This is a genomic window from Albidovulum denitrificans (genome assembly GCF_002973535.1).
In the GTDB taxonomy this organism is placed as follows: domain Bacteria; phylum Pseudomonadota; class Alphaproteobacteria; order Rhodobacterales; family Rhodobacteraceae; genus Albidovulum; species Albidovulum denitrificans.
The window spans coordinates 37692-49453 of the sequence record NZ_PVEP01000002.1 but is presented as its reverse complement, the minus strand read 5'-3'; the positions used below and the strand labels follow the sequence as shown (position 1 = coordinate 49453).

The window sequence follows — 11762 nt, the reverse complement described above, 5'->3', positions numbered from 1 at the left end:
TCAGGCGAAATCGACCGTATTGCCCAGCGGCAGTTCCCTGATCCGCTGCCCGGTCGCGGCGAAGATGGCGTTGGCCAGTGCAGCGGCGGCGGGCGGCACGGGGGGTTCGCCGATGCCGCGCACCCGGCCCATGCCTTCGACGGCGCGGACCTCGACCTCGGGGCCTTGCGGCAGGCGCATGCCCTCATAACTGTCGAAATTGGTCTGTTCCGCCGCGCCCCCGGCATAGGTGATCTGGCAGTTCATCGCATGGGCAAGACCAAAGACCGCCCCCCCCGCGACGAGGTTTTCAAAGTTCGCCGGGTCGATGACGCGCCCGACCCCGGCGGCGATCCAGACCTTTTCGATCCGTATCCCCTGGGGCGTGGCGCGAACCTCCACCACCTCGGCGACCGGGACGCCGAAGGACCGGCAGAAGGCCAGCCCCCGGCCCTGCCCCGGCGCCAGCCGCGCGCCCCAGCCGCACATCTCGCCCACCACCTCAAGCACCTTTCTCGCCTCGGGGTCGGCGGTCAGGCGGATGCGTTCGGCCAGCGGATCGGCCCCGGCGGCATGGATCAGCTCATCCAGCAGGCAATCGTGGAAGAACCCGTTGGTCGACGCCCCGACCGAGCGCCAGGAACTGACCGGCGCGAGGCCATCGACCTGATAGCCCCGCACCCGGTAGTCGGGGATCGCGAAGGGCTGATCCCCCGCGCCTGCGGTGATCTGCGCGTCGGCACCGAGCGCCCCGAAGCCCTGCCGCCCCATCTGCGAGGCCATGACCGAAGGCATCGCGATGGACAGGTCGAACCCCGTCACCTGCCCGTTCGCGACCGTCCCCAGCCCCCGCGCCATGGCGATCTGACGGGGATAATCGGTCGCGAAATCCTCTTCCCGTTTCAGGGTCAGCTTGACGGGGCGGCCCGGAACCGTATCCGCGATCTCTGCCGCGATGCGGATCGCGTCATCCTCAAGCCGCTGGCCATAGCTGCCGCCCGCCATCTGCACATGGACATGGACCGCCTCATCCGGCAGGCCCAGCACCTTGGCCACATTGGCCTGCGTGAAGCGCGGCACCTGCGTCGCGGCCCGGACCTCGGTCCGGCCGCCCTCGACCAGAACCGTGGCCGACATCGGCTCCATCGGCGCGTGGGCAAGGTAGGGCGCGCGGTATTCCACGCTCAGCGCCGCGTCGCCCGCCTGCATCAGGGCCGCCGCCACATTGCCCGCCTCGCGCGGCGTGGCGGAAAGGTTGGCCTCGGTGAAGCCGTCCGACAGGATCGCCCAATGCGCCTCCATCTCGGCCGGGAAGGCCGGGGCGGGCCAGTCGATCCTGATCGCGTCGGCGGCCTGAAAGGCGCGCCATGTGTTGTCGGCAAGGACGGCCACCCCGCCCGTCACCGGCACCACCTTTTCCACCCCGCGCATCGCTTCGGCGGCCGTCGCGTCATAGCGCAAGGGCGCGCCGCTGCGGCCGGGGTTCAGGCGGACGGCGGCATGGACGACGCCGTCGGGTTCAAGGTCGATGGCATAGACCTGCGTTCCGGTGGATTTCGCCCTGATGTCGATGCGTTCGATCCTGTGGCCGATCAGGCGCCAGTCCTTGGGGTCGCGCAGCGCCACATCCGTGACCGGGGCGATCACCGCCGCGTCGGGCGCCAGCGTGGTGTAGTCAAGCCGTGTGCCATCCGGCAGCACCACGGCCCCCCGCCCGGTCTTCAGGTCGCCCACGGGGATGCCGGTCCGCGCGGCGGCTGCGGCCTTCAGCGTCTCGCGCGCGACGGCCCCGGCATGGCGCAGCTTGTCATAGCCGTCCGGCACCGTCGTCGATCCGCCGGTCAGCTGCATCCCCATGAACTTCATCGCCGCGTCCACGACCCCACGGGCCGTCTCGGCGGTGAAGGAGGTATCGGTGGGATCGAATGGCACCGCCTCATGCGACAGGGCGGTGTTGTAATAGGCGGGCGAGGGCGTTCCGGGCGCGACGCGGATCTGGTCAAGGTCGATGTCCAGTTCCTCGGCGATCAGCATGGCCTGCACCGACCAGACCCCCTGCCCCATATCCATGCGCGGTGTGATAAGCGTGACGCCCGTCTCGTCGATCAGCACATAGGGCGTCAGCGCCGCAGCACCTTGCGGCAGATCCTCCAGCAGCGGGTTCGCGACCGGGCTTTTGTATTTGTAATAGCCAAAGGCGACACCGCCCGCGATGGCGGCGGAGCCGATCAGGAAGGTCCGGCGGGCGATCTTTCCGGCGCGCGACATGGCTCAGCCCTCCTGCATCTTCGTGGCGGCGGCATGGACGGCCGCGCGGATCTTCGGATAGGTGCCGCAGCGGCAAAGATTGCCGCCCATGGCCTCGTCGATCTCATCATCGGTGGGGTTCGGGGTGACCGCGAGAAGCGCCGCGGCCTGCATGATCTGGCCGGACTGGCAGTAGCCGCATTGCGCCACCTGCCCCTCGATCCAGGCGGTCTGAACGGCGTGAAGCGCCTCTGGGCTGCCAAGCCCCTCGATCGTCGTGACCTCCCGCCCTGCCGCGTCGCTGGCGAAGGTCTGGCAGGATCGCACCGCCTCACCGTCCAGATGCACGGTGCAGGCGCCGCAGGCGGCGATGCCGCAGCCGTATTTCGTTCCCTTCAGGCCGATCACGTCGCGCAGGACCCACAGAAGCGGCATGTCATCCTCGACCTCCACCTCATGCACCGTGCCGTTGATCCGAAACTGCATCGCCGTGCCTCCGCTGTCGTGCCTGACACCAAGATAGGGCCGAAACGCCGCAATGAAAGGCGCGGCGACGTGGCGTGATATCGCATGCCACGCCCCTTCCCCTTGCCCCAGGATGCCCCTAGGCTCGCCCCGAAACAACCCGGAGGGGAAATCCATGACGGCAAGGATCGGCGTGATCGGCGGCTCGGGCGTTTATGAGATCGACGGGCTGGAAGGGGCCGAGTGGCAGACGGTGGAAACGCCCTGGGGTCCGCCTTCGGACCAGATCCTGACCGGGCGGCTTGGTGGGGTGGAGATGGCCTTCCTGCCCCGCCACGGGCGCGGCCATGTCCATTCCCCCTCATCCGTGCCCTACCGCGCCAATATCGACGCGCTGAAGCGGCTGGGGGTGCGCGACGTCATCGCCGTTTCCGCCTGCGGATCGTTCCGCGAGGCGATGGCGCCGGGGGATTTCGTCATCGTCGACCAGTTCATCGACCGCACTTTCGAGCGGGTGAAAAGCTTCTTCGGCACCGGCTGCGTCGCCCATGTCAGCCTTGCCCACCCGACCTGCGCCCGCCTTTCCGCGCTTTGCGCCGAGGCGGCGGCGGGGGATGTGCGCGTGCATGCAAAGGGGACCTATCTGGCGATGGAGGGGCCGCAATTTTCTACCCTCGCCGAAAGCCGGATGTACCGCGACCACTGGGGCGCCGACGTGATCGGCATGACCGGGATGCCCGAGGCCAAGCTCGCCCGCGAGGCAGAGCTTTGCTATGCCTCCGTCGCCATGGTCACCGATTATGACTGCTGGCACCCCGACCATGACGCGGTGGACGTGGCCGTGGTGATCCGCACTCTGACGGCCAATTCGAAGAACGCCAAGCACCTCGTCACCCAGTTGCCCGCGCTTTTGACGGACCGCCCCGAGACCTGCCCCTGCGGCTGCGACCGGGCGCTCGACTTCGCGCTGATGACCGCGCCGGAGAAGCGGGACGCGGCGCTGGTGGCAAAGCTCGACGCGGTGGCGGGGCGGGTGCTGGCGGGGTGAGGGGCCGGACACTGACGACGCCACCGGGACGGCCCGCGCGCAGCACACATCCAAGGAAACGACCCACCGCATGAATGTCCTGATCCTCGGCGCCGACGGGTTCATCGGCCGCCATATCGCCTTCGCGCTGCGTGCCGCCGGGCATGAGGTAACGGCCCTGGCCCGCCGCCCCGAACGGCTGGCGGCGATGGGCTTTGCCACGCTCCGCGCCGACCTGACGGACCCCGCCTGCCACAGCCCCGCCTTCTGGCAGCCGCACCTGTCGGGCGGCACCCATCTGGTGAACGCGGCGGGGCTTCTGACGGGGTCCGAGGCCAGCTTCGCCGCCGTGCATGAGATCGCCCCGCGCGCCGCCTACGCGGCACTTGACGGTGGCCGCGCCGTCCTGATCTCGGCCGTCGGCCTTGACGCCGACACGCCTTTCGCGCGCTGGCGGCGGCGGGGAGAGGGCGTGGCGCGCGACAGCGGCGCGGTCACCGTCCTGCGCCCCGGCCTTGTCCTGGCCGATACCTCCTATGGCGGCTCCTCCCTTCTGCGCGCGCTTGCCGCCCTGCCCTTCCGCCGCCCCCTCGCCGGAACGGGGGCAGAGCCGATGAACCCGATCCATGCCGAAGACCTTGCCCGGGTAATCGCCGAATGTCTGGCCACCCCGCCCGGCGACGGCCCCCAGGACGGCGCGTGGGACATCGGCGGCCCCGAGACGTTAAGTCAGGACGCGCTCTCGGCCCTGATCCGGCGCTGGCTGGGCCTTGCCCCGGTCCCGGCGCTGATCCTGCCGCGCGGGCTGTCCCGCGCCATGGGCCGGATCGGCGACGCCTTGCGGGTTGGCCCCGTCTCCTCCACCGCGCTCGACCAGCTGGCCGCCGGGGTCGTCGCGGACCCCGCGCCGCTTCTCGAACGGATCGCCACACGACCCGCTCCGGTCAGCCGCTTTCTCTTCCGCCGCCCGGCGGGGACGCAGGACCTTTGGCAGGCGCGGCTTTACCTGCTGAAACCGCTGATCCGCCTGGTGCTGGCGCTGATGTGGGCGGTCTCCGGCCTTCTCGGCCTTTTCCTTCCGACCGGTCGGTTCCTGCCGCACCTCGCCTCCCCGCTGCCCGACGCGGCGCTGACGATGCTTGCGCGCGCGGGCGGCGTCCTTGACCTTGCGCTGGCCGCCCTGCTGATCCTCAACTGGCGGCCCCGCGCCACCGCGCTGGCGCAGATCGCCCTTGTCGGCAGCTATACGGTCGGCCTTTCCCTGATCGCGCCGCATCTCTGGCTTGACCCGTTCGGCGGGCTGCTCAAGAACCTGCCCGTCCTCGCCTTGCTTCTCACCCACCTCGCGCTGACGGAGGAACGCTGATGGACTGGTATTTCACCGCCCGCTGGCTTCATATCCTGTCCTCCACCGTCCTCTTCGGCACCGGGATCGGCACCGCCTTCCAGATGGTCTGGGCGATGCGCACCGGGCGGGTGGAGACGGTCCATTCCGTCGCCTCCGGCGTCGTGGTGGCGGACTGGCTTTTCACCACGCCCGCCGGGATCGTGCAGCCCGCGACCGGCCTCTGGCTGATCCATCTTCAGGGCTGGTCGCTGACCGAGCCCTGGCTGCTGCTGACCTATGCGCTCTACCTGCTCGCCTTCCTCGCCTGGGCGCCGGTCGTGGCGCTTCAGATCCGCATCCGTGACCTCGCCGGGCAGGCGCTTGCCGCAGGCGCGCCGCTGCCCGCCCGCGCGGTCGCGCTTTACCGGATCTGGTTCGCGCTCGGCTGGCCCGCCTTCGGGGCGCTGACCCTCGTCTTCTGGCTGATGGTGACGAAGGCGATCCCCTTCGCCTGACCCGCCCGGCGCCTGTCGCTACAAACCCCCTACACCACCCCGACAGAAACCCGACGCGACCCCGACGCCACTTTCCGCCCTGCGGCCCGCCGTGCTACGACGGGGCCATGACCGACCGGAGCCTGCCATGAAGACCGTCAAGGACTATATCCGCACCATCGCCGACTTCCCCCATGAAGGGATCATGTTCCGCGATGTGACCACGCTTTTCGCCGATGCGCGGGGCTTTCGCATGGCGATCGACCAGCTTCTCAACCCCTATGCCGGGATGCGGATCGACAAGGTCGTGGGGCTTGAGGCGCGGGGCTTCATCCTTGGCGGCGCCATCGCGCACCAGCTTTCCGTGGGCTTCGTACCAATCCGCAAGAAGGGCAAGCTGCCGGGCGCCGTGATCAGCCAGGCCTATACGCTGGAATATGGCGAGGCGGTGATGGAGGTTCATGACGACGCCCTGCAAGCGGGCGAGAAAGTGTTGATTGTCGATGACTTGCTGGCGACCGGCGGCACCTGCGAGGCCGGGATCAGGCTTTGCGAACGGCTCGGGGCCGAGATCGTCGGCTGCGCCTTCGTCATTGACTTGCCCGATCTCGGCGGGCGGGCGCTGCTGGAAAAGCTGGGGATGAAGGTGCATGTTCTGTGCGATTTCGAGGGCGCCTGAGGGGCCGCGTTAACGAATGCGCAAGACTTGGCCGTTAGGACGAAGAAGGCTCCTCCGAAAGCACACTCGCGGATAGACGCCCGAACCGCCCCGCCGGCCGCCCGTCGGCGGGGCACCCCTTTTCAGGCCCGCAGCACCGCGCCGGGGTTCAGGATCCCCGCCGGGTCAAGCGCTGCCTTGATCGCCCGCATCGCGGCCAGCTTCGCCGGGTCGCCGTAGCGTTCAAGATCGCCAACCTTCAGCCGCCCGATCCCGTGTTCGGCGCTGACCGAGCCGCCGTGGTCGTGGACAAGGTCGTGGATCGCCCGCGTGATCCCCTCTGCCTGCGGCAGATAGGCGTCGCGCTTTTCGCCCTTCGGCGGGAAGATGTTGTAATGCAGGTTGCCATCGCCCAGATGGCCGAAGCAGTTGATGCGGAACGGGCCGAACGCTGCCACCGCCTCCCCCGCGCGCGGGACGAAATCCGCGATCTCGCCCAGCGGCAGAGAGATATCGTGCGAACAGATCGCACCGATCTTTCGATTGGCATCGGGGATACGCTCGCGCAGATTCCACAGGTCCTGCCGCTGCCCCTCGCTCGCCGCCAGCACGGCATCGCCGACAAGGCCCCTGTCGTCGGCCGCCTCATAGATCGCGCCCAGAACCGCTTGCGGGTCCTGCCCCGGCGCCAGCCCGATCTCGACCAGCACCGACCATTCGGGCCGCTCCGCGAAGGGCTGGCGGACCTCGGGCATCACCTCATCAAGGAACAATAGCCCCTGCCGGTGGATCAGCTCAAAGGTGCTGACCGCGCCCCCCGTCGCCGCCTCGGCCAGCGCCAGAAGGCTCAGCGCCGCCTCCGGCCCCGGCACCGCCAGCATCGCGGTGGCAAGGGCCGCGGGCCGGGGATAAAGCCGCAGGGTCGCCGCCGTCAGGATGCCCAGCGTTCCCTCGGACCCGATCAGCAGGTCGGTCAGGTCATAGCCGGTATTGTCCTTGCGCAGCCGCTTCAGCCCGTGAAAGACCGACCCGTCCGCCAGCACCGCCTCCACCCCAAGGCACAGCGCGCGGGCGTTGCCATAGCGCAGCACCGCCGTCCCCCCGGCATTGGTGGCAAGGTTGCCGCCGATCCGCGCCGTCCCTTCCGAGGCGAGCGACAGCGGAAACAAAAGCCCCGCCCCTTCTGCCGCCGCCTGCACATCGGCCAGCACCATCCCGGCCTCGACCGCCATCAGCCGCTCCTCGGGCCAGATGCCGCGCGGCGCGGCCATACGCTCAAGCGACAGGATCAGCGGCGCCGGGCCATCGGGGACCACCTGCCCCAGCACAAGGCCGGTCCCGCCGCCCCATGGCACGATCCCGACCCGCGCCGCCGCTGAGGCCCGCACGATGGCCGCGACCTCGTCCACCGAACGCGGCCGCGCCAGAAGCGCGCCCGGCGTCACCGCCCGCCCGCGCGGCTCTTCCAGATAGCGTGGCTCGGCCGGGCCGATGGTCCCCTCGGGAAGCAGACCGGCCAGCGTCCGTGCAAAGCCCTCATCGGCGGATTGAAGCGTCATTCCATCCTGCCTTTCATCTTGCGCCAAATACCTCAGGGGTCCGGGGGTGGAACCCCCGGCGCCTAGCCAGCGTCGGTCCGCCCGCGCCGGTCCCCGCGCAGGTTGGCGTAAAGCACATGATTGCGCCAGCGCCCGTTGATCTGAAGATAGCTCTGCGCCACGCCTTCATATTTGTAGCCGCATTTTTCCAGCACCCCGCGCGAGGCGGTGTTTTCCGGCAGGCAGGCGCTTTCCAAGCGGCTGAGGTCGAGCGTGGTGAAGCAATGGTGGATCACCGCGCGCAGCGCCTCGGACATATAGCCTTCGCGCGCGAAGGGGGCGCCGATCCAGTAGCCGATGGTCGCCGCCTGCGCCGGGCCACGGCGGATGTTGTCGACCGTGACGGCGCCCAGCAGCGCATCATCGGCGCGCCGGATCAGGAACAGCGGCATCGCCGTGCCGCTGGCATGGGCGCGCGCGGCCCAGTAGACGCGGTTGGTAAAGGACTTGCGGGTCAGGTGATCGGCGGCCCAGACCGGCTCCCACGGGGACAGGAAACTGCGGCTTTGGTCGCGCAGCGCCGCCCAGGGGCGGAAATCGGAATGCTGCGGCAAGCGCAGCGTCATCCGCTCCGTCTCGATACGGACCCTCCGCCTGCGTCCGATCATCAGGCAGCAAGCCGTTCGCGCAAGGAGGACAGCGCAGGCGCCGCCGCGACCGGGCCATAAAGCGCCAGCGCCGCCTCGGCCCCGGCAAGGCGTTCGGCGAAGGCGCGGACCTCGGCCAGGGTGACCCCTTCGATCTTCGCGGCATTCTCCTCGACCGACGGCACGCGGCCCCAGATCGCAAGGCTGCGCGCCATGCGCTCCGCGCGTGCCGAGGGGCTTTCCAGCCCCATCAGCAGCCCTGCCTTCATCTGCGCCCTTGCCCGCGCGATCTCTGCCTCGGACATATCCTCGGCGCTGCGCTTCATCTCGTCGATGGTCAGGGTCGACAGTTCCGCGATCTCATCGGCGGAGGTGCCGGCATAGATGGTCAGCATCCCGGTATCGTCATAGGCCCCGGCCTGCGCATAGATCGAATAGCACAGCCCCCGCTCCTCGCGGATCTTCTGAAAAAGGCGTGAGGACATGCCGCCGCCAAGCGCGGTGGTATAGACCTGCGCGGGATAGAAATCGGCGTCGCGGATGCTGGGCGCGGCAAGGCCAAGGGCGAAATGCACCTGCTCAAGATCGCGCGTCTCGCGCCGTTCGCGGCTGCTCCAGACGGCGGGCGCGGCGGGGCGGCGTTTCAGCGGTTGCAGATGGCCGAAAAGGCGTTCGGCGTCGGCGACCATGCGGTCGTGATCGACGGCGCCCGCGGCAGACAGGATCATCCGGTCGGGGCCGTAATTCTGCGCGACAAAGCCGGTCAGGTCGTCGCGCCCGAAGCCTTCGATCCGTTCGGCCGGGCCAAGGATGGTGCGGCCAAGGGGCTGGTCGGGAAAGGCCGCCTCTTGCAGCCAGTCGAAAATGATGTCGTCGGGCGTGTCCAGCGCCTGCCCGATCTCTTGCAGGATCACATGCCGCTCGACCTCGATCTCCTTAGGGTCGAAGACCGGGTTCAGCACGATGTCGGCAATCACGTCCAGGCCAAGCGGCACGTCCGCCTCAAGCACGCGGGCGTAATAGGCCGTCACCTCGCGCGAGGTATAGGCGTTGATATAGCCGCCGACATCCTCGATCTCTTCCGCGATCTGAAGCGCGCTGCGCCGTTTGGTCCCCTTGAAGGCCATGTGTTCAAGGAAATGCGCGATACCGTTCTGCTCGACCGCCTCATGGCGCCCGCCCGCCAGCACCCAGACCCCGACCGAGGCCGAGGCGATGCCCGGCATCCGTTCGGTCACGATACGCAGGCCGTTTGGCAGGGTCGTCAGGTCGATCGTCAAGTCCGCCGCCTTTCCCGGACCACCGCCTCAAGCGCGGCAAGGTCGTTTGGCACAGATGTAACACGTTCGTCGCGCTTGAAAAGATCGCCCATGCGATCGGGCAGGCCGGGCCGCTGGCCGGTGGCCTTTTCGACGGCATCGGGGAATTTCGCCGGATGGGCGGTGGCCAGCGTGATCATCGGCACGGCCGCATCGCGTTCGGCCTCGGCCACGCGGACGCCGACGGCGGTATGGGGGCAGATGAGTTCGCCTGTCGCGGCATGGGTCGCGGCGATGGTTTCAAGCGTCTCATCCTCACCCACCCGGCCCGAGGTGAACAGATCGCGAAGCGCCTGAAGCGCGCCCTGGCTGACGGTAAAGCCGCCCTCGCGCTTCATCTCCTCCATCAGTTGCGCCACGGCGTTGCCGTCGCGGCCATAGGCCTCGAACAGCGCGCGTTCGAAGTTCGAGGACACCTGAATATCCATCGAGGGGGAGATGGAGGGCTTCACCCCGTCCATCTCATACCGCCCCGTCGTCAGGCAGCGGTGCAGGATGTCGTTCTGGTTGGTGGCGATGACCAGCCGTTCGATCGGCAGGCCCATGCGTTTCGCGATGTAGCCCGCGAAGATGTCGCCGAAATTGCCGGTCGGCACGGTAAAGCTGACCTTGCGCCCCGGCGCGCCCAGCGACACGGCGGCGGAGAAATAGTAGACCACCTGCGCCAGCACCCGCGCCCAGTTGATCGAGTTGACGCCCGCCAGCCCGACCTCATCGCGGAAGTCGAAATCGTTGAACATGTCCTTCAGCCGCGCCTGGCAATCGTCGAAATCGCCCTTCACGGCAAGGGCGTGGACATTCGCCTCGGACGGGGTCGTCATCTGGCGCCGCTGCACATCCGAGACGCGCCCCTCGGGGAACAGGATGAAGACATCGACATTGTCGAGGCCGCGGAACGCCTCGATCGCGGCCGACCCGGTATCGCCCGAGGTCGCACCGACGATGGTGATGCGGCGGCCCGACCGCGCCAGCGCGATCTGGAACAGCTGCCCGATAAGCTGCATCGCGAAGTCCTTGAAGGCAAGCGTCGGCCCATGGAACAGTTCCAGCAGGAAGTGGTTGGGCGCCAGTTGCACCAAGGGCGCGCGGGCGGTGTGGCCGAAGCCCTCATAGGCCTTGCCGATGGCGCTGCGAAACTCGTCGTCGGTGAAGGCGTCGCCGACGAAGGGGCGCATCACGCGAAAGGCGGTCTCCTCATAGGACAGCCCGCCAAGCGCCGCGATCCCGTCCGCCGTCAGGGTCGGGATCGTTTCAGGCACATAAAGGCCGCCGTCGCGGGCAAGGCCGGTCAGCATGGCTTCGTCGAAGGTCAGGACGGGGGCCTTCCCCCTTGTGGAAACATAACGCATTCAATCGCCCCTAAATCTGCCGTTGCCTGATACGCCAGAGAAGGAAGCCTGTCATCCCCGCCCAGACAAGGGCGAGCGAAAACCAGGTGATGGCATAGTTCAGGTGGTCGTTCGGGATGGCCGAGGTATCGACGGGGCGCGGTCCCACGCCTTGCAGGTCGCCTTCGGAGGCTTTCAGCACGATCAGCAGCGGTTCGGTCCCCAGCGTCTTGGCCATGCCTGCGACATCGCGGGCGAACCAGAGGCCCGTTTTTGCGTCAGGCGGCGGGGTGTAGCTGTCGGAATCGTTCGGCCACAGCAGGTTGCCGGTGCCGGTCACGCGGATCGCCGGGCGGGCGGTGTCGCGCATATCCTCGGGTATGAAACCACGGTCGAGAAGGACGCGGCGGCCCTCGGGCGTCTCGAAGGCGTCGATCACCTCGAACCCCGCGCCCTGCCCTTTCTTGCCCGACAGGACCAGAAGCTCCTGCCCCGTGGTCCGGCCTTCGACACTTACCGGCTGGTATTGGTCGCGCGCCGGATCGGGGGCGGTCAGCGTCGCGATCTGAACCGGGCTGCCGCCGATCCTTGCGTTGATGTCGGCCAGAAGCGCCTCTTTCCACGCAAGCCGCCGCACCTGCCAGAAACCCAGAGACAGAAGGATCGCGATACCGACCAGACCGAGGAGAACGGGAAAGATGTAGCGGCGCATCGGGGCCTTCCAAAAGCGAAG

The 11762-nt window shown here is 68.3% G+C and carries 11 protein-coding genes; 4 read left to right on the top strand and 7 right to left on the bottom strand.

All coding sequences use genetic code 11. The features are described from left to right. Both LX70_RS06005 and LX70_RS06000 read right to left on the bottom strand, forming a co-directional pair. A complete protein-coding gene (locus tag LX70_RS06005; RefSeq protein WP_105513666.1) occupies positions 1–2247 on the bottom strand; it encodes a molybdopterin cofactor-binding domain-containing protein in 2247 nt (748 codons plus the stop codon). 3 nt (positions 2248–2250) lie between these two features. Continuing rightward, positions 2251–2712, bottom strand: a complete 462-nt coding sequence (locus tag LX70_RS06000) for a (2Fe-2S)-binding protein (protein ID WP_105513665.1) — start codon at positions 2710–2712, stop codon at positions 2251–2253. A gap of 154 nt (positions 2713–2866) precedes the next feature. On the opposite strand from LX70_RS06000, the gene LX70_RS05995 reads away from it, so the two are divergent. From LX70_RS05995 to LX70_RS05980, 4 genes are all read left to right on the top strand, one after another. Beyond that, complete coding sequence (locus LX70_RS05995) at positions 2867–3739, top strand: S-methyl-5'-thioadenosine phosphorylase (protein ID WP_105513664.1); 873 nt, start codon at positions 2867–2869, stop codon at positions 3737–3739. Between the two features lie 70 nt (positions 3740–3809). After that, entirely contained in the window at positions 3810–5084 is a 1275-nt protein-coding gene (locus tag LX70_RS05990; protein ID WP_105513663.1) for an SDR family oxidoreductase, read from the top strand. Further along, on the top strand, positions 5084–5560 hold the full coding sequence (locus tag LX70_RS05985) for a DUF2269 family protein (protein WP_105513662.1): 477 nt from the start codon (positions 5084–5086) through the stop codon (positions 5558–5560). Before LX70_RS05990 ends, LX70_RS05985 begins: the two co-directional genes overlap by 1 nt. Positions 5561–5687: 127 nt before the next feature. Continuing rightward, complete coding sequence (locus LX70_RS05980; RefSeq protein WP_105513661.1) at positions 5688–6218, top strand: adenine phosphoribosyltransferase; 531 nt, start codon at positions 5688–5690, stop codon at positions 6216–6218. A 122-nt stretch (positions 6219–6340) separates the two neighbouring features. On the opposite strand, the gene LX70_RS05975 is transcribed toward LX70_RS05980, so the two are convergent. From LX70_RS05975 to LX70_RS05955, 5 genes are all read right to left on the bottom strand, one after another. Further along, on the bottom strand, positions 6341–7756 hold the full coding sequence (locus LX70_RS05975; RefSeq protein WP_105513660.1) for an FAD-binding oxidoreductase: 1416 nt from the start codon (positions 7754–7756) through the stop codon (positions 6341–6343). A gap of 62 nt (positions 7757–7818) precedes the next feature. Continuing rightward, positions 7819–8403 carry a GNAT family N-acetyltransferase gene (locus tag LX70_RS05970; RefSeq protein WP_105513659.1) on the bottom strand — a complete coding sequence of 195 codons (585 nt, stop codon included), beginning with the start codon at positions 8401–8403 and terminating at the stop codon, positions 7819–7821. Further along, positions 8403–9662 carry a M16 family metallopeptidase gene (locus LX70_RS05965; RefSeq protein ID WP_105513658.1) on the bottom strand — a complete coding sequence of 420 codons (1260 nt, stop codon included), beginning with the start codon at positions 9660–9662 and terminating at the stop codon, positions 8403–8405. The genes LX70_RS05970 and LX70_RS05965 overlap by 1 nt, the downstream gene beginning before the upstream one ends. After that, a complete protein-coding gene (gene thrC, locus LX70_RS05960; RefSeq protein WP_105513657.1) occupies positions 9659–11050 on the bottom strand; it encodes a threonine synthase in 1392 nt (463 codons plus the stop codon). Before thrC ends, LX70_RS05965 begins: the two co-directional genes overlap by 4 nt. A gap of 10 nt (positions 11051–11060) precedes the next feature. Then, a complete protein-coding gene (locus LX70_RS05955) occupies positions 11061–11741 on the bottom strand; it encodes an SURF1 family protein (protein ID WP_105513656.1) in 681 nt (226 codons plus the stop codon). Positions 11742–11762 lie beyond the last annotated feature (21 nt).

What these genes read in the sequence shown, in the direction of transcription:
- LX70_RS06005 (WP_105513666.1), bottom strand. Translation starts at nt 2,247, where the DNA reads ATGTCGCGCGCCGGAAAGATCGCCCGCCGGACCTTCCTGATCGGCTCC.
- LX70_RS06000 (WP_105513665.1), bottom strand. Translation starts at nt 2,712, where the DNA reads ATGCAGTTTCGGATCAACGGCACGGTGCATGAGGTGGAGGTCGAGGAT.
- LX70_RS05995 (WP_105513664.1), top strand. Translation starts at nt 2,867, where the DNA reads ATGACGGCAAGGATCGGCGTGATCGGCGGCTCGGGCGTTTATGAGATC.
- LX70_RS05990 (WP_105513663.1), top strand. Translation starts at nt 3,810, where the DNA reads ATGAATGTCCTGATCCTCGGCGCCGACGGGTTCATCGGCCGCCATATC.
- LX70_RS05985 (WP_105513662.1), top strand. Translation starts at nt 5,084, where the DNA reads ATGGACTGGTATTTCACCGCCCGCTGGCTTCATATCCTGTCCTCCACC.
- LX70_RS05980 (WP_105513661.1), top strand. Translation starts at nt 5,688, where the DNA reads ATGAAGACCGTCAAGGACTATATCCGCACCATCGCCGACTTCCCCCAT.
- LX70_RS05975 (WP_105513660.1), bottom strand. Translation starts at nt 7,756, where the DNA reads ATGACGCTTCAATCCGCCGATGAGGGCTTTGCACGGACGCTGGCCGGT.
- LX70_RS05970 (WP_105513659.1), bottom strand. Translation starts at nt 8,403, where the DNA reads ATGATCGGACGCAGGCGGAGGGTCCGTATCGAGACGGAGCGGATGACG.
- thrC (WP_105513657.1), bottom strand. Translation starts at nt 11,050, where the DNA reads ATGCGTTATGTTTCCACAAGGGGGAAGGCCCCCGTCCTGACCTTCGAC.
- LX70_RS05955 (WP_105513656.1), bottom strand. Translation starts at nt 11,741, where the DNA reads ATGCGCCGCTACATCTTTCCCGTTCTCCTCGGTCTGGTCGGTATCGCG.